Origin of the sequence: Leptothoe sp. PORK10 BA2 (genome assembly GCF_034932105.1) — a bacterium.
Lineage (GTDB): Bacteria > Cyanobacteriota > Cyanobacteriia > Phormidesmidales > Phormidesmidaceae > Leptothoe.
Genome location: NZ_JAYGIG010000044.1, coordinates 1 through 26,333 on the forward strand (window position 1 = coordinate 1; position 26,333 = coordinate 26,333).

At 48.0% G+C, this 26,333-nt stretch carries 15 protein-coding genes; 5 read left to right on the forward strand and 10 right to left on the reverse strand.

Annotated elements, in window-relative coordinates:
* Positions 1 to 177: 177 nt before the first annotated feature.
* Positions 178 to 2,592 (forward strand): S8 family serine peptidase, encoded by a 2,415-nt coding sequence (locus VB741_RS11415; RefSeq protein WP_323365303.1) that lies wholly within the window; start codon positions 178 to 180, stop codon positions 2,590 to 2,592.
* A gap of 24 nt (positions 2,593 to 2,616) precedes the next feature.
* On the opposite strand, the gene VB741_RS11420 is transcribed toward VB741_RS11415, so the two are convergent.
* On the reverse strand, positions 2,617 to 4,227 hold the full coding sequence (locus VB741_RS11420; protein ID WP_323365304.1) for an energy transducer TonB: 1,611 nt from the start codon (positions 4,225 to 4,227) through the stop codon (positions 2,617 to 2,619).
* A gap of 97 nt (positions 4,228 to 4,324) precedes the next feature.
* On the opposite strand from VB741_RS11420, the gene VB741_RS11425 reads away from it, so the two are divergent.
* Positions 4,325 to 4,756 carry a VOC family protein gene (locus VB741_RS11425; protein WP_323365305.1) on the forward strand — a complete coding sequence of 144 codons (432 nt, stop codon included), beginning with the start codon at positions 4,325 to 4,327 and terminating at the stop codon, positions 4,754 to 4,756.
* 66 nt (positions 4,757 to 4,822) lie between these two features.
* Here the strand turns inward: VB741_RS11425 and VB741_RS11430 are convergent, their stop codons facing one another.
* Positions 4,823 to 6,169 (reverse strand): DEAD/DEAH box helicase, encoded by a 1,347-nt coding sequence (locus tag VB741_RS11430; protein WP_323365306.1) that lies wholly within the window; start codon positions 6,167 to 6,169, stop codon positions 4,823 to 4,825.
* Between the two features lie 407 nt (positions 6,170 to 6,576).
* On the opposite strand from VB741_RS11430, the gene VB741_RS11435 reads away from it, so the two are divergent.
* Complete coding sequence (locus VB741_RS11435) at positions 6,577 to 9,144, forward strand: CHAT domain-containing protein (protein ID WP_323365307.1); 2,568 nt, start codon at positions 6,577 to 6,579, stop codon at positions 9,142 to 9,144.
* Between the two features lie 122 nt (positions 9,145 to 9,266).
* Here the strand turns inward: VB741_RS11435 and sat are convergent, their stop codons facing one another.
* A complete protein-coding gene (sat, locus tag VB741_RS11440; protein WP_323365308.1) occupies positions 9,267 to 10,445 on the reverse strand; it encodes a sulfate adenylyltransferase in 1,179 nt (392 codons plus the stop codon).
* A gap of 1,944 nt (positions 10,446 to 12,389) precedes the next feature.
* Here sat and VB741_RS11450 point away from each other — a divergent pair.
* Together VB741_RS11450 and chrA are read left to right on the forward strand one after the other, a co-directional pair.
* Positions 12,390 to 13,403 carry a sulfotransferase family protein gene (locus tag VB741_RS11450; RefSeq protein ID WP_323365309.1) on the forward strand — a complete coding sequence of 338 codons (1,014 nt, stop codon included), beginning with the start codon at positions 12,390 to 12,392 and terminating at the stop codon, positions 13,401 to 13,403.
* Positions 13,404 to 13,659: 256 nt separating this feature from the next.
* Positions 13,660 to 14,946 (forward strand): chromate efflux transporter, encoded by a 1,287-nt coding sequence (chrA, locus tag VB741_RS11455; RefSeq protein ID WP_323365310.1) that lies wholly within the window; start codon positions 13,660 to 13,662, stop codon positions 14,944 to 14,946.
* Positions 14,947 to 14,982: 36 nt separating this feature from the next.
* On the opposite strand, the gene VB741_RS11460 is transcribed toward chrA, so the two are convergent.
* From VB741_RS11460 to VB741_RS11490, 7 genes are all read right to left on the reverse strand, one after another.
* Positions 14,983 to 15,420, reverse strand: a complete 438-nt coding sequence (locus VB741_RS11460; protein ID WP_323365311.1) for a peptidoglycan-binding domain-containing protein — start codon at positions 15,418 to 15,420, stop codon at positions 14,983 to 14,985.
* A gap of 639 nt (positions 15,421 to 16,059) precedes the next feature.
* On the reverse strand, positions 16,060 to 16,608 hold the full coding sequence (locus VB741_RS11465) for a chemotaxis protein CheW (protein ID WP_323365312.1): 549 nt from the start codon (positions 16,606 to 16,608) through the stop codon (positions 16,060 to 16,062).
* A 6-nt stretch (positions 16,609 to 16,614) separates the two neighbouring features.
* A complete protein-coding gene (locus tag VB741_RS11470; RefSeq protein ID WP_323365313.1) occupies positions 16,615 to 20,061 on the reverse strand; it encodes a hybrid sensor histidine kinase/response regulator in 3,447 nt (1,148 codons plus the stop codon).
* A 141-nt stretch (positions 20,062 to 20,202) separates the two neighbouring features.
* Positions 20,203 to 22,539 (reverse strand): methyl-accepting chemotaxis protein, encoded by a 2,337-nt coding sequence (locus VB741_RS11475; RefSeq protein WP_323365314.1) that lies wholly within the window; start codon positions 22,537 to 22,539, stop codon positions 20,203 to 20,205.
* A 71-nt stretch (positions 22,540 to 22,610) separates the two neighbouring features.
* Positions 22,611 to 23,153, reverse strand: coding sequence for a chemotaxis protein CheW (locus VB741_RS11480; protein WP_323365315.1), 543 nt, complete (start codon positions 23,151 to 23,153; stop codon positions 22,611 to 22,613).
* The gene (locus VB741_RS11485) at positions 23,150 to 23,515 is read right to left on the reverse strand and encodes a response regulator (RefSeq protein WP_323365316.1); all 366 of its coding nucleotides are present in this window, start codon (positions 23,513 to 23,515) and stop codon (positions 23,150 to 23,152) included. Before VB741_RS11485 ends, VB741_RS11480 begins: the two co-directional genes overlap by 4 nt.
* Positions 23,516 to 23,641: 126 nt before the next feature.
* Entirely contained in the window at positions 23,642 to 24,970 is a 1,329-nt protein-coding gene (locus tag VB741_RS11490) for a response regulator (protein ID WP_323365317.1), read from the reverse strand.
* Positions 24,971 to 26,333 lie beyond the last annotated feature (1,363 nt).

The following is a 26,333-nucleotide window of genomic DNA, read 5'->3' on the forward strand; positions in this document are numbered from 1 at the left end:
TATTGTTGGGACTAGATTGGCGTTCATATTCCAACTCTAGTCCTATTTCCTGCTTGATGCTCTACAACCTCCAACTGACAATACTTCAGCCCCTTTACTGATGGCCGAGGAACACCGGTTACGCCCGTAGCCATAACATCTGGCCAACACGTAGCTGAGTCGAACCAAGCATTTTCTATGGGTGACCTCTTGTCCCAGATCGCATCTTTCCCTGGCCAAACCTCAGCTACCCACCTAAAGGGAGCTACCCCTAAAGTTGACGATGCCCTTGTGGACCTGTGGGAGCGCTATGGCGTCCATCAGTTAGCCCTGGGTGATCGTGGGTCCTTTCAGCCCCATAACTCCCTGCTCCAAATTGACCAGGACCGAGTTCTGGTGGACATTGCCGCCGCTGTTGCCCCAGGCAGTACAGCAGATCAGGCGGACAGGTTGGACACCACCGCCCTCATCACCGCATTGGCACACCATGGCTTTGTCGTGCAAGCAGACTATGGGGCCTTGGTGTCGGGCTATCTTCCCATCGAGGCCCTGACGGACATCGCAGCTTCAGATGCCATCCAGTTTATCCGCCCCACCTATGGCCCCATGGTGCGCCAGGGTATTGCCCGTAATCAAGCAACGGTGGCCCTAAGAGCCGACATTGCCCAGACTGAGTTTGGTGTGACCGGTGCAGGCGTGACCGTGGGTGTCCTGTCCGATAGTTTCAATAACCTGGGGGGAGCCGCCTCGGACCGCCTCACTGGTGACCTGCCCCAGGTGAATGTGCTACAAGATTTGCCGGGTGGTGGCTCTGATGAGGGTCGGGCCATGCTACAGCTGATTGCTGACATTGCACCAGGGGCCAATTTAGCCTTTCACACCGCCTTTTTAGGAGCGGCTGGCTTTGCCCAGGGCATCCTTGCTCTAGCCCAGGCCGGGGCGGATATTATTGTTGACGATGTGATTTACCTAACTGAACCTTTTTTTCAGGATGGGATTGTTGCCCAAGCGGTGGATCAGGTGGTAGCCCAGGGTGTGGCCTACTTTTCAGCCGCTGGCAACAATGGTGATACCGCCTATGAAAGTGCATTTCGCAACAGCGGTATTGTCTTAAACCTTCGAGATCTCCCGATAGAAGCCCACGACTTTGACCCAGGAGAAGAAACTGACATTTTTCAGACCATCACCATCGGGGCCGGGGCTGAAATCAACCTGTCTTTTCAGTGGGCCTCTCCCTACTTCTCCGCATCGGGTATCCGTGGGGCCACCAGCGACCTGGATATCTTTTTACTCAATGACAGGAATCAGGTGGTGGCTTCCAGCCTGGATAACAACCTGGATGGGGATCCGGTCGAAGTCCTTAATTTCACCAACCTTGGGGCCTTTGCCACGGATTACAACCTGGTGATTGGCAAATTTGCCGGAGATACCCCCAGCCTGATCAAATATGTGGGCTTTGGGGATCTCTCCATCAGTGAGTTTGACACCGGCAGCGGGACAATATTTGGCCAAGCCAATGCGCAGGGAGCCCAGGCCGTGGGAGCCGCTTTTTTTGAAGAATCCCCCGCTTTTGGTGCAGCCACCCCAAGGGTGGAAGACTTTTCCACCGTCGGGGGCACCCCGATCCTATTTGATAGTGAGGGCAACCGTTTAGCCGAGCCGAACGTGCGCCAGAAACCTGACATTGTGGCCCCCGACGGCGGTAATACCACCTTCTTTGGTAGGGACATTGCGCTCGATACGGACCAATTTCCCAATTTCTTTGGCACCTCTGCTGCTGCCCCCAATGCCGCCGCCGTCGCTGCCCTGCTGCTGGAAGCCGTGCCGGATGCCTCCCCCACCGAAATCTACCAGGCCCTCCAAACCTCGGCCCTGGACCTAGACAATCCCTATACGGAGGGGTTTGATGTGGGTTTTGATGCCGCCAGCGGCTATGGCCTGATTCAAGCGGACGGAGCCCTCCAGGCCCTACTCAATAGCCGGATGCCTGGCCCCATTACCACACCCATCATGGGCACTGACCAGGCTGATAACCTAGTCGGCACTGCTGCTCCAGACATGATCGAAGGTTTGGCCGGGGCTGACCAAATTTTGGGGGCGGCAGGCAATGACACTATTGATGCTGGCACCGGGAATGACATCGTCAACGGCGGCCTGGGGGATGACCTAATTTTGGGTAATGGCGGTGATGATATTCTGTGGGGGGATGACAATGACGCAGCGGAGGGGGGATGCGATCGCATCTTTGGCGGCCCCGGCAACGATCTCATTGGCGGTAAAGCAGGAGACGATCAGCTGTTTGGCGACGAAGGCAATGACATCATCTGGGGTGGCCTCGGCAACGACATTCTCTGGGGTGGCCTCGGCAATGACATACTCACGGGCAATAACGGCACCCCTGGCCTTTCCAGTCAAGACACCTTCATCCTCAGTGCGGGCTCAGGCACCGACACCATCACCGACTTTGACCTCGACACCGACCTCATCGGCCTCTCCGGCATCAGTCTCAACGATCTCACATTCACCTCCAACACCATCCAACTGGGGACCGAAACCCTAGCCATCCTCACCGGCATCACCAATACGGCTGCGATCGGGTTTGTCATTGTCTAGCAACCACCGCCTAGAAACTATCCCCTAGGCATCGGGGGCTGACTCTGTCCCAGCGGGCACAAGGGCAGGCTGCGGTGGCAGCCCTGGGGGCTCGGGCCGAGGCTCAAGCCGGGGCTGACTCTGGGGAACAGGTGTTTCAGGTCTGGCCGTAGGCTGAGGCCCAGGGGCCGGTGGGGCCGGAGATACTGGCGGAGATACTGGCTGAGGTGCTGGCTGAGGTTTAACCGTCGGTATAGCCACAGACTCTGGCTCCTCTCCAATGCCAACATCAGTCTGGGGAGCCCCATCCGACCCAGCTCCATCCACCCCAGATCTATCCACCGACTCTGCCCTAGTTCCAGGCAGGTTCTCCTCACCCGACCCAGCTATATTAGGAACCTTCTCTGCTGGCTCAACTGCCCGCTCAGCTTCTGGCTCAGCCGTTGGACCATTAACCGTCGTCGTTTCAACCCTTGGAGTCAGGGCCGGTGCGATCGCAGCAGCTGGCTGGCTCGGTTCTTCGATGGTCCGCTGCTCCCCCCGCTGTTGCGCCGCCCGATGGCGCTCCGAACCCTCCAGGGAAAAATCAATTCTGAGCGCCCGAGTCCGGCCCTGCCCCCCTGGGGTAAATCTATACTGCTGGACCGCTGCTAAAGCGGCCCTATCCAAATCGGCATTTCCACTAGACGCCGCCAGGCTCACGTTAATCACATAGCCATTTTCATCCACATCATAGTGAACCAGAGGAGCCCCTTCGATCCCAGCCTGTCTGGCAGCATCGGGATAATCTGGCTGAAAACAGCCCCCTGAGCCGCGACAGCCAAACTGCCTGGCTCCACTAGCAGCTGAGCCACCCTCAGATTCACCCCGGTTACCAGACCGGCTACCAGACCGATTAGCCGCCGCCGTCTCTCCTGTCTCTCCTATTGCTGGACCGTTAACATCAGTCCCTCTCCCACTGTCCCCTGCCCCACCTTCACGGTCCTCCACCAATGCAAGCGCCCCCGCATTACCCACGCCAGCATCTATCCCCTGACTCCCTGACGCTGGGGAAATTCCAGATCCGTTCCCAGATTCATTCTCCGTTGCAATGTCAGATGACCCACTGGCTGGGCTCACCTCAGTGTTCTCAGTTGGTTCAGACTCCTCGGATGTCTGGGCTATAGCTGGCCTAGGTGCCTCTGGCTCAGGTGTCTCTGTCTCAGGTGTCTCTGGCGCGGGTATCTCTGGCTCAGATGCCTCTGGCTTAGGTGTCTCTGACTCGGGTGTCTCTGGCTCGGGTGTCTCTGGCTCGGGTGTCTCTGGCTCGGGTGTCTCTGGCTCGGGTGTCTCTGGTTCTTCGGTTATTTCAGACTTTTTAGGGGCCGACTCCGACGCTGCCGATGCTGCCGCATTTTCATTGTCCTTAGATTTTTCCAGCGGCTCCGGTGCTGCAGGGATTTTTCCATCCTCAGATATTTGTTGCCCGTCAGCCGCCACCACCATCACCTGAATTGGCTCTGATTCTAGCTGCTCAACCGACGATGCATAGGGAGAGAGTACGGGGATCAACACTCCATAAAACCCAACAGCGCAAAGCACCCCCCAGCCCAGGCTGGTACGGCTAATCGCCTGTTCTTTTTTATGTTGCTCTATACAATCGGGAGAAAGGGCCATGCAGACACAATGAACTCATGTTGGCCCAGCGGGGCACGCAAGTATCCTAATACACAGACCAGGCCCTCACCTAATCTGACCTTTCACCCATACCACCATGGCCAATCTCTTCCACCTCGCCTTTCCCGTTAACAATATTTCTGCCACAAAGCGCTTCTATATCGATGGTCTGGGTTGTCAACCCGGTCGGGAATCTCCCAGCGCCCTGATTATGAACTTTCAGGGGCACCAGTTAGTGGCCCATGTTACCCAGCAAGAACTCACCGCCCAAGACAGTATCTACCCTCGGCACTTTGGTCTAGTTTTTGACCTTGAGGCCGATTGGGAAGCCTTGTTCAAGCGGGCTCAAGCTCAAAAGCTAGATTTCTACCAAGACCCCAAACGCCGCTTTGCTGGTACCCCCCTGGAGCACCGCACGTTCTTTTTGTCAGACCCTTTCCACAACTTGTTAGAGTTCAAATACTACTGCCATCCCAGCGCTATCTTTGGGGAGAGTAGCCATGGGCAAGTCGGTGAAGCAATGGCTTAGGTCGAAACAAGACAGCGGCCCCGAAAAAATTCCGGGGCCGCTGTCTTGCTCTAACTATTTCTCTACCTACTTGGAATTGCTGTACTTTCTTACAGGGGCAGGCACCGCTCGTTTCGCCTTAGCAGCCTGGGGAGCAGGGGATGGTTTGCGGCGGCTACTGCCACTGCCACTGCCACTGCCGCCACTGCGGAAGCTGCCACCCCCTCCTGGCCTCTGACCACGGGGCGAGTTGCCTCCCCGGCCATTTTGGATCGGTTCTGGTTTGATGCTGGGATCGGGTTCATAGCCCGGTAACACCACCTTGGGCAAGTCCTTCTTTAATAGCCGTTCAATGCCCCGCAATAGAGCCAGTTCGTCTACACAGACCAGGGAAACAGCTTCACCTTCATTCCCGGCCCGGCCCGTGCGGCCGATGCGGTGGACATAGTCCTCGGCGACGTTGGGTAGTTCGTAGTTGACTACATGGGGTAGCTGGGCAATGTCCAGGCCACGGGCGGCGATGTCAGTGGCCACTAAAACGCGTACCTTACCACTTTTAAAAGCAGCCAAGGCTCGAGTTCTGGCCCCCTGGCTCTTATTGCCATGGATGGCGACAGCGGTCAGTCCGTCCTTGTCTAGCTGCTGAGCCAATCGGTTGGCGCCGTGCTTGGTGCGGGTAAATACGAGGACCTGACGCCAGTTGTGTGCGCCGATCATGTGGCTCAGTAATTCCCGCTTGCGGTCTTTGTCCACGGGGTGGACGACCTGCTTAATGCCGTCTGCTGTAGCATTTTGGACGGCGACTTCGATCAGTTCTGGTCGGTCTAGGAGGCTACCGGCCAACCGTTTGATGTCTTGGGAGAAGGTGGCAGAAAATAGCAGGCTCTGGCGATATTGCTGTTCTGGTATGAGGGACAGTACTCTACGAATATCGTGGATGAAGCCCATGTCGAGCATGCGGTCAGCTTCGTCTAGGACTAGAATTTCTACCTGGGACAGGTCTACGGTTTGTTGGCCAACATGGTCCAAAAGTCTACCGGGGGTGGCGACTAGGATGTCGACGCCGTTGCGGAGCTGTCTGATTTGGGGGTTAATTTTGACGCCACCAAAGATGACCGCTGACCGGAGGGGTAAGTGGCGACCATAGGTTTCGACGCTGTCTGCCACCTGGGCGGCTAGCTCCCGCGTTGGGGTGAGGACCAAGGCTCGAACGGGTCGTCGGCCCTTGGGGATCGGGGTTTGGCTGAGCCGATGCAACATCGGTAGGGTAAAGCCTGCGGTTTTGCCGGTGCCAGTTTGGGCTCCAGCCATGACGTCGCGGCCGCTGAGAATAACTGGTATGGCCTTGATTTGAATCGGTGTAGGTTCTGTATATCCCTGCTCTTCGACGGCACGCAGGAGTTCGGCGGAAAGGCCGAGGGTATCAAATGACATGTATGTAGTTGCTCCAATCTTGCCCCATCAGCTGTCGTATTGCTGGCTCCGGTCCGGGCTGGATAAATGAATGTCTTGAATGAAGTAGGAAATCCTAGTTCTGGGAGATGCAAACGGTTCAAGAGTTTTCTCGATGACGCTAGGCCACTATGGGTAACCAACCGGCGGCTCCCCGAGAAGTTCACACTATAGCAGTTATTGTATAAAAGTGCTTCAGTGCTTTCCTGCCTTGGTGATTCTTTTATTCGAGTACTTTATTTTTGTGCCCATCCCTAACTCGTCCTTAAATTGCCCAGGTGGGATGGTAGAAAAGAATAGAATCTAGGCTCCTATGCGGCTATAGAGGCTTGGGGTGACATTCAGTTTTGGGTACAAACGACCTTGGGTTGTCACAGAGTTGGGAATGTATGACAGGTTTTAAAACGTTGGGCTGGGTCCTAGGCATCGGACTATGGCTGGGGACAATGGCGACAGCTCGATCAGTGCAGGCAACGACTCCTCTCCTCACCGAGGTCAAGTCTGCCCAGGCAGCTCAGGTTCAACACCAGCAGGGGCAATCGCTTTTGCAATTGGGTAATAGTCGAGCCGCCATTCATTTGCTGGAAAGGGCTGTTGAGCTATACCACAATGCTGGCGACTCGGTGGGTGAGCACAATAGCCTGATTGATCTGAGTTTTGCCCACTATCGCCTGGAAGATTATCGCCAAGCCCAACAAATCCTTAATCGGACAGCCCAACTCTCCTTACCCGCAGCAGTAGTTACCCCCCAGCGTAATCGTGAATTCCTGATGCAGGGGCTGATCTGGTTAGAACAGGGAAATGTCATGCGCAGTTGGCAACAATTACGGCAAGTACAGCGTGGATTCCTGAAGGATTTTTCAGAACAAAATCGGTTGACGATAGCGCTGGGAGAAGTCTATCACCATACGGGACAGTACAGTCGAGCATTGGATGAGCTACAAACAACCCTCTCCCGTAGCTCGGATCGGGTGGATCGGACGAGAACCATCGGGGAAATTGGCCATGTCCATTACACCTTGGGGGACTACGACCAAGCAGAGACCGCCTATGAAACAGCCCTAGGAGAAGCCAAAGCTGTGGGCTATTGGTATGGATTGCCTCGATATCTGAATGGTTTGGGGCATGTGTATTTGCAACAACAGGCCTATGATCAAGCAGAGGATGCCTATCTCGAAGCCCGGGAGATAGCGATTGGCCAGGGACAATGGCATGAACTGGCTAAAATTTTGAATAGCTTGGGGGAACTGTATGCTGAGCAAGGAGAGTTTAATCGGGCCCTGGAAACCTTCACCGAAGCCTTGGGATACCGAGATCAGTACGTGGGACCCGAGTATAGCCGCAGCCTAAATCATCTAGCCCAGCTCTATGCCATTCGCCAGGAGAACGACAAAGCCCTGGAGTACTATGACAAGGCCTATAGCTGGGCCACGTATAACTATGATGAAGTAGGGCAGATCACGGCCTTGAGTGGCTTGGCTGAGATTGATCGAACCAGGGGTAATCTCTCCCAAGCAGCAAAAACTCTTTATGGGGCATTGGATAAGTTTGAGGCGTTAGAACTGGGTCTTCAGGACAGCAACAAACTCTCCCTATTTGAGACCCAGTCCTATCTCTATGATCAATTGCAGCAGGTGCTGATTGAGCAGGGGGATGTTGAAGCGGCGCTAGTAGTGGCAGAACGGGGACGGGCTAGGGCTTTTGCCGAATTGTTGGCAAAGCAAACATTAACCACAGAGTCTCCCATTCCCTTAGCTAACCTAACCATCGACCAGATTAAATCCCTGGCTAAACAACAGGGAACTACATTTGTGCAGTATTCCATTATTCGTAAGCCCTCAACCAGTCGTAGTCGATTTGAGGATCAGACATTATTTATTTGGGTGGTGAAACCAACGGGAGAGATCCATTTTGAGCAAGTGGATTTAGCCCAACAGCCTGATTCGATCAAAACAATGCTAGCGGCTAGTCAGGATAGTCTGGGGGTGCGCGGGTTTAACCCATGGCAGGGAAGTGGTCAGACTATCGCATCATCCACGGCCGATGCACCGACGGCCCAGGCTGATCTAAAACAGCTTTATAGGCTGACCATTGAGCCCATTGTTCAGTATTTACCGGAGTCTCCAGCGGAAAAGGTGGTGGTGGTTCCCCATCGTGAGCTGTTTTTAGTCCCCTTTCCGGCCTTGCAGAATGATCAAGGTACCTATCTGATTGAAGACCATACCCTGGGAACAGCCCCTTCGTTGCAAACGCTCAATTTCCTCCAACAACGCTCGGTGCATCAATCAGGTCAGGCCTTGGTAATCGGGATTGATCGGGAGCAAGCTGCGTCAGCGGTGATTGTGGGTAATCCTGACATGCCGTCTGTCCCCTTTAGGGTAGGGGGACCGCCCCTGCCGTTGACGGATTTGCCGGGGGCAGAGGCAGAGGCAATTGCGATCGCACCCTTCCTCAACACAACTCCCCTAATCGGCGCAGCAGCCACTGAAACCGCCATTCGAGAACGCTTGGCCGATGCCGATATCATTCACCTCGCCACCCATGGCTTAATGGATGAGCAGCATGGCTTAAGTAGCGCCATTGCCCTGACGCCGACGGGGGAAAAACGCGATTTCGACCAGCCCGATGACGGTTTACTCACGGCCCAAGAGATTATGCAGCTAAACCTCAAAGCTGACTTGGTGGTGCTCAGTGCCTGCAATACAGGCCGAGGAAAAATTACCGGGGATGGTGTGGTCGGTCTCTCCCGTTCCTTTTTGGCTGCAGGGGCCAACAATCTGGTGGCCTCCCTCTGGGCCGTACCCGATGAGGCCACCGCTTTGCTCATGACTGAGTTTTATCAGCAACTACAAACGGAACCAGACAAAGCCGTTGCCCTGCGGCAGGCGATGCTGAGTACCTTAGAAAAACACCCTAACCCCCGCGATTGGGCCGCCTTCTTTTTGATTGGACTGTAGTTTTGATTGGAGGGTGGTGAGGAAAGGTCGGTGCTCGCTGGAGGCTGACCATAGAAAAGGTCAGGGGGCAAAAGCTCCCTGACCCCTGACTTTTTGATCCCTAAATCCTAATACCGGTTTTCCTACACCGCACTCAAAGCCGGTTCCTTCATCGAATCAATCAAGATCTCAGCAATCTCGGGCCGGGTGAACTCAGCGGGGGGCTTTTTCCCTTCCTTGAGCATGGCGCGAACCTTAGTGCCGGAAAGATGAATCCGGTCTTCCATGGCACTGGGGCTGGTCTTGGCGGTGGCCATACCCTTAGTCAGATTGCAGTAGAAAGCATGCTCAAATTTGACTGGCTGAATTTTTAATTCATCGGGGCCAAACTGCTCAAAGATAGTCTGGGCATCATAGGTGCCATAGTAGTCACCCACACCAGCATGGTCACGGCCCACAATAAAGTGGGTACAGCCGTAGTTTTGACGTGCGATCGCATGCATAATCGCCTCCCGAGGGCCGGCATACCGCATGGCCGCTGGAAACACCCCTAACATAGTGCGATCGGCAGGATAATAATGGCTCATGATCGTCTCGTAGCACTTCACCCGCACATCAGCCGGAATATCATCGGACTTGGTCGTCCCCACCAACGGATTAATAAACAATCCATCCACAGTCTCAAGGGCTGTCTTAGTAATGTACTCATGGGCCCGATGAATTGGGTTACGAGTTTGGAAAGCCACAACCGTTTTCCAATCCCGCTGGGAAAACTCCAATCGCGTCTGAGTCGGGCTCAAACGATACTGTTGAAAGTTGTCGTAGGGAATGGTATTCACCAGGGAAATCGGACCACCCAAATAAACTGGGCCTTCATCCTTCATCGCCTTGACCCCAGGATGAGCATCCTCAGTGGTGAGATAAACCTGCTGAGCCTCATGGTCTTGATCCGGCATAAATTTACTCTCAACCGTCATCACCGCCAGGATCTCCCCATTGGGATGGGCCAAGGCAATCTTGCTATCCAACCGACACTTCTCCGCCTCGGACTCAGGCACCTGCAACGTCACAGGAATAGACCAGGCCAAGCCACTGCTCAGACGCATGGTATCAACAATCAGATTATACTCAGCTTCATTAACAAACCCTTCCAGCGGACTATAGACACCCGTTGCAATGCATTCCAAATCAGCTAAATTACGCTGGGAAAGAGTGACACGTGGTAGAGCATGGGCCTGTTCAAATGCATCTTGACGCTGATTGCCCTCAAGAGAACGATTAATCAACTGTTTACCATGGGGCTCAATTAAACCGATAGACATACTATATCTCCACTGCTTATTTTTATCTGTATGACAATTCTCAAAATATCGTTGCTGATTTGAGGGTGAACCACTCCGAAAAATGCCCCCATACCAGGATATTGTAAATCAATCAGGGCTACTTCTCTGCACCACTGAATGAAATGACGATGGCCTCAAATCGCCCTAAGGAAAATTTTTGAATTTGCATAGGAGACCTTTCCGCATACTTTTCCTGCAGAACTGCAATATCTAGAGCTTTGTGCCTGACTTGAGTTTGAACTACAACTATTATTCTCCCCTAGTAATTAAGCAATTTTCTGCACTTTGTTCTGTTGAGCAACTCTTGGTTGCTGGCTTTCGGCATTTGCCAGTCGTTGATTAAGGCATACCAAGGTGATCAGCCCAGAATTTTCTAAGCTAATAATCCTGAGGATCAACCGTTTTCAAATCAACCCACGCCCTACGCTGGTTCAGTTTGCTCAGCCCATTGCTGTAGACATAGATGCAATCTCCTAAAATCAGCAGCTCAAGCTTGTCACACTTTTACCTCGACAGAGGACTATGCCTAGCCGCAAGCTTAAACATTAGTTTGACAACGTTTTCAGAGTTACCCCCGATTGTCTTCTATTGCTACTAGAGATATTTCTACCAGAGAACTAAATTTGTTTTAGTGTGACCAAATCATCCTTCTGAGACTCTAGGTATAGATTATTACTTAGGTGTATAAATGGCTGTCCTTCATGATACATAACTGCATCTTTTATTGTAAATGTGGCTATAAATGAAGGCCCTAGTCCGTGAGCAGGGTGCTAAGAGTGACCAGTTCTCCGCTCCAATTGCTAAGCATTGTTCCTAACGGAGTAATGGTGATATGAAATTTAGATTTACCAAATCTGTGACCAGTCCCACGGCATCAATACTTACACAAAAGCAATGGATGGCATAACTAACCAAGGTAATGGAGATGAAAAGCGAGCCATCGGTGTTCCGATACATTCATTGAAACGCTTTCTACCGTCCTTACATCGATATTGCTGGACTAAGGCCCCATATTGGCGCGCATTGAATCCTCGCTTAGTTATCTACTAACTTTGCTTAGTCGCGACAGTGGTGGCATTCAATAATTCAAAGCCGCCCAAATAAAATACTATTTTTGTATCGTTAGAGACATTATTTTGGGTTCATATAGGTATATTTCTATCTACATATAAACAGGCAGTTCACCTTGCCCGAGTATCCATAAGATAATTTAACTATTCAAAAACTTCACTCCCACTTTTACCTTCAGTATTTTTAGCCCATGCAGGATTTTGGGTTATTCCCCCATTAGGCTCATAAATTCACGATAAAAAATTAAAAATTAACAAAATCAGAAAAAATGCTATTATATGTGTGCTGAAATATCCTGATCTAAAAGGCTCTCAAGTACTACCTTTCTCTTGCAAATGGTAGTACTTGAAGTAGTTACATCTGCTTTGAGGCATAGGAATATATTTTTCTTGAAATAATTTTCTCCTATGTTTTTTTGATTTCAGCCTCTAACCTACCTATTGAATATTGCAGCTCTGGCGGTATTTGATGGTCTTAAAAACCATTTTATAGCCCCTGAAATTAGGTTGGATCGTATACTGTCTTTACCTGATTTTTAGAGCTCAATCTAAATAGGTATTTTGTGATTAGTTTTGCTAATTAAAAGTTAAGTTATTAACTACCCAAAAGCGATGTTAGGAGAGCTAAATGAACGGTTTTGTTCTACTTTAGACATCTGAGTTTGAGATTCTCTGGTTAATTACTCTCCGTAATTCTCTGACAGTTAATCGATTGCCGATTCAGTACTCATGGCCGTGCTACTCATAAAGTACCTAATGCCGGTATGATTAGCACTTAGAAACGTACGTTTTTCTTAGGTCCCTATTTAGGATCTAAGTTTCAACTAACCTATTTTTTTGGAGAAAACAGGGTATGTCTATTTTAATGATTGGCACTCAGCGTTCAGGTTCAAACTTAATGCGGTTAATGTTGAACCAGATTCCAGCAATTGAAGCGCCTCATCCGCCTCATATTTTGCAGAGATTCATGCCGTTGCTATCTTCCTATGGAGATCTTTCTAAAACAGCCAATTTTGAGCAATTAGTGGATGATGTGTGTCGACTAGTTGAATTGAATCCTGTCCCCTGGGAAGATGTGGTTTTAGACCGAGAAAATATTGCCTCTCGCTGTACACAGAACACCTTGGTTGCCGTATTTTCAGCTGTATATGATGTTTTAGCAGAAACCCGTGGGGCTGAATTTTGGTGCTGTAAGAGTTTGGCCAACGTTCACTACGTATCTGAAATTGATGCTTATCTTCCCAATGCGAAGTACCTCTATTTATATAGAGATGGAAGAGACGTAGCTTTATCCTTTAAGAAAGCTGTTGTTGGCGAGAAGCATTTTTATCACATTGCCCAAGGTTGGGCCAAGGCTCAGCGAGCGGCTCTAGATATGCGTAGCAAGCTTGATGAAAGTCAGTTTTTTAGCATTAGCTATGAGACTCTGACCAGTTCAACAGAAGAAAGTTTGAAGTCCCTGTGTCAGTTCCTAGGGGTGGAGTATCAGCCATCCATGATGAACTTCCACGAATCTAGCGAAGCGAAGAGTACTGCTTCGTCGAGCTCTCTTTGGAACAATGTAACTAAGCCGATCATGACCCAGAATACGAAAAAGTTCTTGACGCAGGCTTCTGCAGAGGAGATCAGGATCTTTGAACTAGTAGCTGGTGATGTTTTAGATGCACTTGGATACGAGCGTACCCAGACATCCTCTAATGATATGCCAAATTTCAGTGGGGAGGAAATTGCTCAGTTTAATGCTGAGAATGACCGTCTGAAAGCCGAGAGACAAGAAACTATGGATGCTGAGGACCGTGCCCGCCGAGATATCCAGGAATCATTGCTCAAAGAAATCAAAGAACGTTCGACACTGGCATCGGTTTAATCCAGCATTCTCTATGTGATATAGCGCTTTCCTATCTGGTGAGAGTCCATATCTGAGGACGGATTGCCGGCCAGTAAATTATTCTGGCGCATTTCATTTGATTGGGAACCGCTTATCAAACAACCATACCCATGTGATGGACGAACCTAGCCAGTGTCAATCCATTACATGGATATGGTCAGTCATTCTCATCCACGTTTTAGAACTAGAGTTCATAACATGACGTGGTTCGGTGTATTTTATCTGCGATAGCACTATGACGAATAACCCAATTGCTACTGCGCCTGAGGGGCAGGGTGCCTCCATACAAGAAAAGGAGTCAGTTACTCTCAGCTACTTGTTCTGGACATTTTTAAAGATCGGTAGTACGGCCTTTGGTGGCTTTATGTCTCTGATCTCAGTGGTGGAGAGTTTTGTGGTGCAGCGGCGTAAGCTTATGTCCCACGAAGATATGCTCGATGGGATCTCCCTAGCTGCTGTTTTACCTGGGCCAATGGCAGTTAATGTTATTGCCTATGTTGGTTACCAGATTCGTGGAAACTGGGGTGCCCTAGTTACTGGCATTGCTTCTTTACTGCCCTCCTATATACTTCTTGTTACCTTTTCGATTTACGCTAAACAGTTTGAATCGATTCCAGCCGTCGAAAAAGCCTTTATGGCATTTATTCCGGCCATGGTTGCCATCATTTTGACAGCGGCTTGGGGAATGGCCAAGAAAACAATTAAGTCAGTTCGAAACTGGCGAGCGATCTCAATTGCCATCGTTTCTGCTCTGTTTCTAAGGTTTGTTGGAGGTTTTTACACAACATTAGTGATTGTCCTAGCCTCGGGTATTGTCGGATATCTTTGGTACTACAAAGATATTAAACGGCAATCTGAATCGGATCCGATTGTTGCTCCAGCCATTAGCTCTGAAGTCCCTAAGAGAAATATCATTGCTTCGTTTATTTTTCTTAGTTGTTTTCTAGTTCTTTACCTTGTACCGTTACCGTTTATCAGCAGTGATAGCCTAGCTAAATTATTCATTACATTTTCAGGGATGAGTCTGCTGCTGTTTGGTAGTGGCTATGTCTTCATTCCGATGATTCAGGAGCTGGTGGTCAATACCTATGGTTGGATTACCCAACCGGAATTTACTAATGCGATCGCACTTGGTCAGATCACGCCAGGACCGATTTTGATCAGCGCCGCTGCCATTGGTTATTCCGTCAAGGGAATCTTAGGATCAATCGTCGCAACGGTAGCAATCTTTTTCCCTCCAGCGGTTTTGATGCTGACATGCTCCCATATGCTACAGAACATTAAACAATCGATTATTGTTCAAGCCGCATTAAAAGGAATTCGTCCTGCAGTTGTAGGTCTCATTTTCACGGCAGGCATATCATTTGCACAGCCAGCATTGGCAATGGGCCAGCCAATAGTTACTTACCTAGTGACCGCCGTTATTTTTGCTGGAGCTATAGCTGCCATTCTGAAGTGGCAAGTTGAAGTTGCACTAATTATTCCAATTGCTGGCGTAATCGGAATCCTGCTCTATCCTTAGCCTTAGAACTGATCGACCAAGCTAGCGAGAGCTTAACTAGACCTGGCTAAGGGCCTGCCAGGTTCTAGCATTAACGACTCCATCTGCAGGAATATTGAAGTCTGACTGAAAACGCTTTACGGCTTGATGAGTTTCATGTCCAAAGTTCCCATCAATAGCACCTCTGTAGTACAGGTCAATTGACAGTAACTCCTGAATTGACTCTACCGCAGTACCATGACACCCAGGACTCAATGTCGGCATACCAACGGGGCCATTATCATGGAGAGCCTGCCAAGTAAGAAATCCAACAACTCCGTCCGGCCTTAAGAACGTCTGAGATTGGAAGGTTTTGACGGCAATCTCAGTCTCATAATCAAAAACACCCGTTACGGAAATCGGACCTATCCTCTGACTGAGGAGCTGCTGTAGTTTGATAACTTGACTATTTTCAGAGCCCAGTCTTAATAATGTTTTTTTAGTTGAGTGAACCATAAAACGTTTTGGTAAGTAGGTTTATCAGCATAAAGAGTGGCGAAAATAAGCCTAAGGAATAGAAACACTACAGCTTCAACATCGCCCTAAAAGGCTTAGCACTAAGACATAAAAAGGTCGTAGGCTGACATTTAAGTAAGCCCAAATCAGACATTAAGTAGCGTGTGTTCTGTAACTATTCAGGAATTCTATACAAATGGCATTTACTATTATTTGTAATTTACATACAAATACTAAACAGCATTAAATCTGTAATATTTGATAACAATGGAGAATGTCTTTTATCTAGAACTCACTTCCATAGAACCCGGTCACAATGAATATAGTCAATGAAAATATCGGTCTATCTATTGTCCTTTGATGCCAAGTGGAAGTATTGCTAGTAAGGTATGCCGATGAGTCTGAGATGCACGTTTCCCACTTATGGTTAGTATGGCCTACCTTTAACTCCATCAAAATATCAGTGCCTCCTATTTAATGAAAACCTTAAAAAAAGCTAAGTTTTACTGTACATAAGCTTAAATTCACGCTGGAACATAAGAATCCTAAAATGTCCTGTTCTAGGAGTTTTTTGTCATCTGTTTATAATCCTCCAACCCATAAGATGATGAAGTACAAATGGGCTTTATTACGAAACATTTAAGACATCGGTGGAAGCAACGGTTGAGAATGTAAGAGTTGATCTGGATTTAGGAGAAACAGGATAGGCTGGCTGTCAGATTGGACAATCAAACCGCTAACGCATTGAATATTGACCCTAGACGCATAGTTGGCAGGTAACGGTACAATCGCCGATTCTGAAAACCTTTTTACCGTTGGGGAGGATAGCAAGGGTAAGCCAGCTAAATCTCCCTGGCGATTACGCATAATCAGCAGATATTGATGGGTAGGCTGATCAACCGAAGAGGCAACTGGCTGTGAGGCTGGTGAATACATGGGGTTGCCAATATTACCAAAGATCTGATAGCCAATATCTAGGACCAGGAGTTCTTTTCCTTCATGGACCGTTAGACCCGCCCCCATATGCTGGTAGTCCCCTTGGGTTTCGCTCTTAGTTACCACCTTTTTCACTGCAAAAATGGGTAAAGCAAACCATTCATGCCGCAGCTGAAAGACGATGACCTGCTGAGTTGTTTCACCTTTATGGGTTCTCAGGCGTCGAGATTTTAAGGGAGATAAAAGAGCCATAGAGATTTATTTCACTGCACTAAGGGGTTGCTTTTGAAGTACCTGCTCAATCATTTGCAACAGCTCATGATCCTGATAGGGTTTGGTGATGTAGGCGGTTGCCCCTAAACGCATAGCCAGTTGGCGATGCTTTTCGCTACCGCGAGAGGTGAGCATGATAATAGGCAGGTGTTTAAGCTTGGCATCAGCTTTGACTTCGGCCAACACACCATATCCGTCAAGCCGAGGCATCTCAATGTCACAGACAATGGCGTCAACGGCTAGTCCCCCGACTAACTGGTCAACTGCATCTTGTCCATCTTTACCTTGCTCTACACCATAGCCCGCCTGTTCTAGGGTTGTTCTCAACAGCTGCCGCATGTTGATAGAGTCATCAACGACAAGAATGTTGGACTGCTGAGCCTGGGGTAAAGCCAACTGCTGACGAGGTGGTTCTTGCTCAACGCCAGATTGCAACAGATGCCGCCAACGCTGAGGTCGGCTGGCTGTCGCAGCTGCGTCTTCCACTTCGTCGTTGTCAATCCATTCCATCAGCTTGGTGGCATCGGCTAAGGGCACCACATGGCCATCTTCTAAAATAGTGCAGCCACTAAAGCCTGGTGGTAGACTAATAACATTTTCAACTTGCCGGATAACAACTTCTCGTTCTCCCCAAAAGCGATCGATGTAAATTCCACTTAACCGTTCTCCATGGCTAATAATCAAAATGGACGGTTCATTAATAATGGGGGCGGCTTCTGTGATGGAATTACGCTGTGGGCAACGAAACTCTAACCACTGATCTAGATGGATCAGTGGCACCGTCAGACCTTGCCAGTTAATCACTTTCTGATCAGGTGAGTCAAAAATCTGTACGGTATTAAAGCGAAGCATTTCTTCAATGCCGTCAGTGGGGAATGCCAGTTGCATGCCACCGCTTTCCACCAGTAGCACTCGAACAATAGAGAGGGTAAAGGGCACGCTAATGGTAAACGTGGTCCCTATTCCAGGCTGGGTATCAACCTTTACGTCACTGCGAATCTGTTCCAGGCTGGTGCGGACCACATCCATGCCAATGCCTCGGCCTGACAAGTTTGTGACTTGTTTCGCCGTGCTAAACCCTGGTTCAAAAATCATCCCCAGCAGATCGCTTTGGCTCATACTATCCAGGAGTTCATCCGTCAGCCCCATCTGGTAGGCACGAGCCCGAATTTTAGTTAGATTAATACCTGCTCCATCATCACTGATGGAAATCAGGGTTTGGTTACCCCGGTGAGCGGCTCGAATTTCAATTGTACCCTGGGGGGGTTTACCCTGCCTCTGGCGGGTTTCAGTATCTTCGATGCCATGGTCAAAGGCATTGCGCAAAAGGTGCATGAGAGGATCGCGGAGATGCACTGCAACAAACCGATCGATTAAGGTGCCCCCACCCGATATTTTTAGGTCTACGGTTTTACCATACTTGAGACATAAATCTCTCACCGTTCTAGGGAATCGCTCCACAATGTCTGACAGTGGCCGCATCCTTGCCCGAGTTACATTGATCTGAAGGGCTTTAGCAGTGCGGTTCAAGTTGCTGGAGGCCTGCTTAATCTCCCGCATGTTGAATTTCACATCACTGGTGACTTCCCGCAGTTGCACTAGGGTTTCTCGCTGAGCTTGCGATAGGAGATGAAGATCGCTGTAGCGGTCCATCTCCAGACTATCGAAGGCTTGCTCATTGGTTGAAACCTGCCCCGTCAGCATTGCTGCCATGGTGGCTCCGCCCCGGCCCGACATTCTGGTCGACTGGTTCATGGACTGTCTTACCACTCTATCCCCAGCCCCATTAGCTGTGGAAAAAACAGGCATAGATGCGTCCACCGACAGCTGATTACAGAATGTTTGCAGCTCGGTATTGGTTCCTTCTAGACTGACCATCCTTTGGGAGAACAGGTTTATAAGATCTTCCATCTGATCCAAGCGCGAGTTCATGGTATTTCGCTGGATAATCAGTTCTCCAAACAAGTCATTAAGCTGAGTTAAGAGCCTGATGGGGACTCGAACCGTATTCTCTTGGATCTCTTGGGTATTGCTGGAAGCCGACTCCATGGGCTCAACCAGAATTTCCTCAAACTCTTCTGATTCTACTGTTGTTTGAGATTGAAAAAATGAGGAAAACGCAGTCTGCGGTTCTGGTTCAAACAATATATCGTCGATTACTCCATCATCCTCAGCCAATGGGACAGATTCAGGCTCGATGGGAAAGGTCTCTTCAAAGGAAGCTTCAAACTGAAATTCAGTTGGGTCAAAGTTTTCAATCGCTGCCTCAATACCCTCTAAATCAATGCCATTAAAACTCTTTGCAGTTCCATCAACAGCCCTGGAACCCTCCGTAGTCAGCGCTTCATCGGAATCAGAACCATCGGAGACAGCTTGATCACCATAGGTCATAGAAGGCGTCTGATTAAAGCTGTCATCCACGATATTGAGCTTGGCGATAGTGTCCGCATGGCCTTCTAATTCCAAGGTCTCTAACTCGGAGATCTCGGTTGCGGAGTGCTCCACCAGTTCTAAGGTCTCAAATTCAGAGATCTCTATTTCAGCATCTTCTATGGCAAAAAATGGAGCTGAGCTACCCACTTCAAAGGGTTTCTGGTCAGCCATGACAAAATCATTAGTACCAGAGACATCAACGCTGCTGACATCAAGATTAGAGATATCGTCTAACTCTAATTGTGTGGGCAGTTTATCCAGTTGACCCACCATAATTAGGGCCTGGGAGCGTTGCCAAATATCTAGGGATTGACGTGCGATGGGCTCTATCTGACTGGGGGACGCCGTTGTTAGATGCTGGTGAATGGATTGGCAAAGACTGGTGAATGCATCCAGTTGAAGCATTCTGCCCAAATCTTGTAATTCCTCCACCATCATTTCTAATTCTTCTCGTAGGCAGGGTGAGCCTGGAACCTCTAACACCGATGCCAACCGTGCCAGCAATTCCTCCACTTCGGTACTAAACATGATGATAGCGGTGCTATCATCAGACTCTTCTGCTAGCAATGCCAGTTCATCACTGGGTTGAACCTCCCCCAGGTAATCATGCAATTTCTCAAAGTGAGGATGGGCATGGGTTCTTAGCCATGATTCTGTAATCGGCAAGGCTTGACGATGGAGGGAGCTAATCTGGCGGATGCTATCCAGACCTTTCAGAAGCAGCATTTCTAGAGCAGCATCCACCTGAATTGAGTTTCTACGAACCTTGACGATCTTTAAGGAATCTTCGAACCGATGGGCCAGATCACTCATGGACGGACATTCGATCATTGACCCAATGCCTTTAATCGTATGGGCCGAGCGCAGGGCTGCATCCATCTGCTGAGGATCTACGCTGCTTTCAGCGATCCCAATTAAAACTGATTCAATGGTGTTGAGATATTCATCAACTTCATCTAAGAAGTTGAGCCAGACCTCACGATCTGCTGCATTTGACATGGGTTTAATTTAATAGAGCAGAATTAGTTTGATAAGGGAGAGAAAGGCTATTAAGGCGTTACTGAGTCTAGGAAGTGGTTGATCGCCTGAATAAAATCAATTCATACCACTTCCTGACATCGGCAATGGCTTACTGATTTGTTATGCGTCCGCTTTAACCTTGAACTGATCCACAGCAGATTCCAATTCTCGAGCAACTTCCACGGTATTGTGTAGGGTGCCTGCCACTTGACGGGAAGATTCCGAGGTGCGTTGAGACGCTACGGTAATCTGCTGCATGAGTTGCGTCACCGTTTGAGACGTTTCAGCCTGGGAGACCGTTGCTTTAGAAATTGACTGCAACAGTTGGTCAATTTGCTGGGAAACTTCCACAATCTTTCCTAGGCCTTGCTTGGTTTCTTGCACCAGTAGGGTTCCTTCTACCACCTGGGTCGTACCCCGTTCCATGGCTTCAACCACGTCTCGAGTACCCATCTGAATATTCTTTACAATCTGCTCAATTTCTTTGGTTGCTGCTGCTGACTGTTCGGCTAGCTGTCCTACCTCACTTGCAACTACAGCGAAACCTTGACCTTCTTCTCCCGCGTGGGCTGCCTCAATACTGGCGTTTACTGCCAGTAGGTTAGTTTTCATGGCAATCTCGTTAATCAGCGAAACCACCTGGGAAATCTGCTGGGAAGATTCACCCAACTGTTTTACTTTCTTACCTGTTTCTGCAACTGTCGACCGCAGGTCGAGAATACTGTCTACCGTACGGTCCATGGCGATTCCACTATCTTGCGCAGCCGTGGAGGCTACCTGGGCCACTGCCGCTGCTTGGCGAGCGTTGTCGGCCACGTCCTGAATGGATTTTGACATCTCCTCAACGGAGTTGAGCGTAGTGGTAATTTCGTCCATCTGGGCTAGGGCTTCGTCCGCCAGCTGCTGCATGGCTCCTTCACTTTGGTTAATGGACGCGTTTACCTGTCCTGTCGCCTGTTTTACCTGGACTACAATCGTCCGCAAGTTTTCAATAATAGCGTTGAAAACGTCACCGATAATACCAATTTCACCCGCTGTTAGCTCAGTACGTACGGTTAAGTTACCGTTAGAGGCTTCTTCCATCTCATTCAGCAGCTGCACCAGTTCACGCTGAAGAACTTCATTTCGCTGACGTTCTTCTTCAGCGCGCTCTACCTCTGCTTGGGCCGAGAGCTGCTGCTGCACCGATTCTTCCTGCTTGACCAACAGGGTTTGAATCTGGGATGCCATGACGTTGATGTTGGCACCTAGCTGGGCGATTTCGTCTTCACCCTGGGTATTAATTCGAGTTTTAAAATCTCCTGCTCCTAACCGTTTTACCGAATCAGTAATCTGCAGAATCGGTAAAGTGGCCCTGGTTGCCACCAGGGTAGCAATAGTAGCTACGAGCAATAAAGTAATCCCCGTACCCACTAATACTGTGGTCAAAAGTTGTCGAGATGCCGCAAACGCCGTAGACGTATCGACCAAACTGACCACACTCCAATTGAGCTGTGGATTATTAGGGTCTTGGAGAATGGGGGCATAGGCTGTTAACTGATCGCCTTCACCTCCATTTAAAACCTTAACCTGGGATGCTCTATCCTCTAGCCAGGAAACTTGGTTGGAAAGATTGGTCAGGATTGGGTTTTCTGCTCCGTCGTCAGTATTGGTTAGGAAGATCTTTTCATTGGCATCAATCAGCGCTACCACAGCATCTTCAGATGAGAAATCAGCTACACGTCGTTTGAGTTCTTCCACGTCAAGACGAACACGAATCATGTAGATCATCTCGCCCGTTTTACTATCAAAGATTGGTGCAGCTCCAATCAGAGCAAATTCAAGCCCTCCAGCCTTAGGTGCCCTTGGTTGTACCCACGCAATATCCTTTGTCGCTTCAACTTCTTGAAACCAGTCATTTTGACTAACGTTATCGAGAACACCATCGGCATTACTTACCGCAACGGGATTACCTTTAAGGTCAACAACGGCAATATCTTCATAGATTAATGAATTATCTACTAGTTGCTTTAGAAACGCATTTTTATCGGCAATATCCGTTGCCTCACGCACCTTGGGATCGGCAAAGATGCTCATTTGAGAAAATGTTCTCAAATCCTGAAAGCGGCCATCCATAAACTCTGCCGTAAAGCCAGCAGTGTCTTCGGTAATACTTTGTCGAGTTTCATTTACCTGGGCTGTGACCCTCTGCTGTACAAAGAAATAACCCAGACCACCGACACCAACCACCGGAACCACGCCCAGGGATAGGGCCAAGGCCAACACCTTTGTTCTCAGGGTTAGTTTTTGCCAAAGTCCCTTGGAAGGTGTTTGGAGGGGTACCGATTGGGCATATTGTTGATTGAATCTAGCATCTGGAGCAGAATAACTAGAAGAATCCATACCGTTAGACAGACTGCTACCATTGACAGCCGTGATGTTGTTCAACTGGGACGGAAATTCTGTATTGGGGGCCATAGGGATAAATCTCTGGAGTAGGGGTGGATAGAAGAAGGGCTGTGGAAAATTCAAGCACCTAGGACAAGGCCCTAGATGCTCTGCAAAATTGGAGAACGTGCGATCGCTTCAGCATCTAAGACCAGTAGCATTTCATCTTGCTGCAGCACACATCCGCGCAAACAAGGCGCTAGACCTGGCGCGAAGTGTCCTTTAGGTGTCTGAATTAAATCTGGGGAAAAACGAACAACCCCTTTCATGGTGGGTACGATTAGCCCCAACAAGACATGTTTATGGGCAGTGGCTACTAACATATTTTGTTGCTGCAGGATCTGAGCAACACGGATAATTACGACATTATAATTACGAATATTTGAGGGCAGAGGTTGGGATAGCAGCATGTGTGCCAAGTCCACTAGCCACATCACTCGACTACGTCGAGTGGTTAGTCCCAAAACACAGGATGGCATATTGGGAATAGGCGTAATCTGTTGTGCAGGAAGGACAATTACCTCCTGAACCTGGCGCATTGGAAAAATTGCTGGTGTCTGTTCATTCAGCTGGAAGCTTAAACAGGCTGCACCTGAAGCTCCCTTTGCCAACATGGAGCGATGGGCTAGAACTGAGGCATTCATTGGCTTAAGCTGTACCGAACGGCATTGACAAGTTGATCTTCGGTAAAGGGTTTGGTGACATATACATTCACCCCCTGTTTCATGGCCCAAAGGCGGTCAATCTCTCCTGACTTGGAAGTACAGGCTACAATCGGCATCTTTTGTGTTGCTGGATTTTTCTTGAGGTTACGGCACATTTCTAAACCGTTCATTCCTGGCATGACTAAGTCCGTCACAATCGCATGGGGTTGATGTTCTATGGCCTTACTTAGGGCTTCTTTAGCATCCGTGGCGACAATCACCGTATAGCCACCTTTTCTCAAGTAATTGCTGATGAGCTCCAACTCATTAATAGAATCATCGACAACTAAGATCTTAGTCACTGTAAATCACCTCTAAAGCTATTTTTTGATTATTTCTGGGAAAATCAATGCCTAAAAAAATCGGGATACCTAGGTAATTTTATTATTTAAAAATAATGAAATCACCTAGACTATCTAAAGTTTCTTTTAGGGTAAATTTCTAGATATAACATCTAGCAAGCTAGCTCTATTAAAAGGTTTCTCCAAGTAATCGGTAGCACCCACTAATTTAGCTCTTGTTTTATTGATAATCCCTTTCTTTCCTGTAACCATTACCACTGGTATTTCTTCAAATCCGGGAAGACGTCTCAACATCCTACATAATTCATATCCGCTAATTGTTGGCATTGTAAGATCAAGCAAGATCATGTCAGGCTTCAGTCTTTTTAGCTGAAATGTTGCTTTAATTGGTTCCAGAAATTTGAAAATTGAATAGTTTTCTTGACCTAGAAAACGCTCAATTTGATCTAATGTATTAGGACTATCATCCACACAGGCAATGACTGGACGGGTTTTTTGCTTTTTATTAAAAGCAGATACCTGGGGTATGGAAGTAGAAACTTCTTTGGCTATTTCCCTAATCGGAGTTTCCGCTTGAGTTTTAGTTAAGGATTCATTCTCTAGTCCAGCTAGTCTGTCCCAGGGACTTTCTGGTGTCCTTAAGATTATCGACTTATTATCAATATAAGGGTATAAAAATTTGGCAAATTCTAGCTCATCTTGATGTAGAATTGCGGCGATATGACGAATGCTATATCCTCGCAAAAGAGTTCCAAGTTTATTTTTTAAACGTGGTGATATGGTCCCTGTATTATTGGTATTAAAAAACGTATCTTGACTAACAATATAGGGTCGTTGATGGGGTGAACTGAGTAATGGAGAAAGACGCTTCCATGACTTTAGCCGTGCTTGACAATTTTCAAGTGTAGTTTTGGGATCAAGCTTACAAAATACAGGAATCTCAAAATTTTCTCTATCAATCCTAACGGCACCTCCAGTCAACGATAGAAATGACTCGATTGCATCTTGAGTCAATTCTTCTATTAGTTCTTCAGCCTGCCAGCTGGCCAGAAGCTTTTGATCAACTAGGTAACATATAATCTGATATTCAAAATATTGAATAGATTGAATATTTTGAGAATTGATATCTAGTAATTCTTCCGAATTTTGATCAAGCCATGAAAAAGCATCATGGCTCATGGTTGCTATTTTTAATTTAAGCCACTTTAAGGCATAAATAAGAGTTTTTTCAGAGGCAAGGGATGCATAGTTGAGTTTACCGTCTTTGAAGTATATCCACCAGGATAGGGACTTCGCATCGACTTCTAAACATCCACTGCCATAGGTATGAACAAAACTTGCTAGTAAAACTGCAGGCTGAAAACTCCGGATAGATTTGATGGCATTGGTGGGTCTTGGGTTATGCAAGCTTTTCATAAAGTTCATATCTGGAGAATCCCCATAGGTCTTAACCATTAGCTAGTACCTAGTGTCAAGGCAATATAAAAGCATGAATGAATAAATACATGGTCAACTTGAAAATTTTTCAACAAAGTAAATCACATGGGTACACCATAGGCCTGTTGCGATATGAGAACCTAATAGGCTCAAAATCCCTGCCAGTCGTTAATCTATTTCGCAACACCTCTCATCAGAGTACTGATAGGATTACATGACTTTTGAAAAATCTTCTCAATTTTCATGAATTATGGCTTAACTGCAAAATTTTAGTTGAAAAATACTCTTTCAAAGGTATTCTTGTAATAGACAATGTTATTTTTTCCTATGTAGCATTTCAAACTTAGCCCGCAGAACAACCTAACTAATATGGGAAATTATTCAATGGTTAAAACAGTTTATCCGGCAATCTAAGTTCGAAATTTGATTTTGATTTGAACCTAAGCATTTAAAGAGTTTATCTGCATAAATTTAACAGCGTCCTTAAAGCTCCTTTGTAAGGAGCTTTAAGGGAAAAGAATGCTGGACAGTTGGATCCTAAACAAAGCAGGTTATCAACTCAAAATGAGATTTTTTGGCTACAAATAATATAGTCTACTCGATGAAAACACTAAGGGTGAACAAGAAGAACAAAGCTCTACAGACTATATCAGCCAGAATGTTTACCCTTAGTTGCTTCTGGCTACTGACCTTGACTCCTTCATCTAGCCAAAATTTCTGGAATAGGTGATATCTACAAAATAGATTGTTGACACTCAATACTGAACTCTTTTGTTACCCAGTGAGGAACCCAGTACAACAATTTTAGGCATTAGGCACTGTTGTTCAGATAATATGATTTGAATCGTTTAAGTTATGGTGTGATGACAATAGTGTTACGTCACCCTACTGTCTACCCACAACTAGCCACATGGCGTGACGCGATTGCTAATAAAAAACCTGAGCGTGCACCTGACTAGTAACACTTTCAAGATGACTGTAGTCAAATCTATTCAGAGCGTCACTGGTTATGACGTATCTACCGCCCATAAGACATGAACGGCTACTGTTTACCTAACTCATGCGCATCATTTGGCAGGGGATCTGATGTGGTAGATTAGCCTGGTTTGATTTGCGGCAGATGGCAATAGCCCCTGAATGAAACAATGGCAATTGGACCAGTGCTTCGTTCTTAGTATAGTACTCTATCCGACTATCGGGTTTTATATAAACGAAAGTAGATTTACAAACACTTTTTAATCGTGGAGGATTTTTCGGCACTGGTTCCGTCGACTGGGTGCCTTGAAACACTTGGCTTCAGTGGGCTAGACAGCATATCGAATAGAAAATAACTGCGACCAAGATATCCCTGCCTCCAAAATTCCTAACTTCACAGCAGGGA

Bases quoted from the DNA above. Each gene is read 5' to 3' on its own strand.
- VB741_RS11415 (WP_323365303.1), top strand. From the start codon at position 178: ATGGGTGACCTCTTGTCCCAGATCGCATCTTTCCCTGGCCAAACCTCA.
- VB741_RS11420 (WP_323365304.1), bottom strand. From the start codon at position 4,227: ATGGCCCTTTCTCCCGATTGTATAGAGCAACATAAAAAAGAACAGGCG.
- VB741_RS11425 (WP_323365305.1), top strand. From the start codon at position 4,325: ATGGCCAATCTCTTCCACCTCGCCTTTCCCGTTAACAATATTTCTGCC.
- VB741_RS11430 (WP_323365306.1), bottom strand. From the start codon at position 6,169: ATGTCATTTGATACCCTCGGCCTTTCCGCCGAACTCCTGCGTGCCGTC.
- VB741_RS11435 (WP_323365307.1), top strand. From the start codon at position 6,577: ATGACAGGTTTTAAAACGTTGGGCTGGGTCCTAGGCATCGGACTATGG.
- sat (WP_323365308.1), bottom strand. From the start codon at position 10,445: ATGTCTATCGGTTTAATTGAGCCCCATGGTAAACAGTTGATTAATCGT.
- VB741_RS11450 (WP_323365309.1), top strand. From the start codon at position 12,390: ATGTCTATTTTAATGATTGGCACTCAGCGTTCAGGTTCAAACTTAATG.
- chrA (WP_323365310.1), top strand. From the start codon at position 13,660: ATGACGAATAACCCAATTGCTACTGCGCCTGAGGGGCAGGGTGCCTCC.
- VB741_RS11460 (WP_323365311.1), bottom strand. From the start codon at position 15,420: ATGGTTCACTCAACTAAAAAAACATTATTAAGACTGGGCTCTGAAAAT.
- VB741_RS11465 (WP_323365312.1), bottom strand. From the start codon at position 16,608: ATGGCTCTTTTATCTCCCTTAAAATCTCGACGCCTGAGAACCCATAAA.
- VB741_RS11470 (WP_323365313.1), bottom strand. From the start codon at position 20,061: ATGTCAAATGCAGCAGATCGTGAGGTCTGGCTCAACTTCTTAGATGAA.
- VB741_RS11475 (WP_323365314.1), bottom strand. From the start codon at position 22,539: ATGGCCCCCAATACAGAATTTCCGTCCCAGTTGAACAACATCACGGCT.
- VB741_RS11480 (WP_323365315.1), bottom strand. From the start codon at position 23,153: ATGAATGCCTCAGTTCTAGCCCATCGCTCCATGTTGGCAAAGGGAGCT.
- VB741_RS11490 (WP_323365317.1), bottom strand. From the start codon at position 24,970: ATGGTTAAGACCTATGGGGATTCTCCAGATATGAACTTTATGAAAAGC.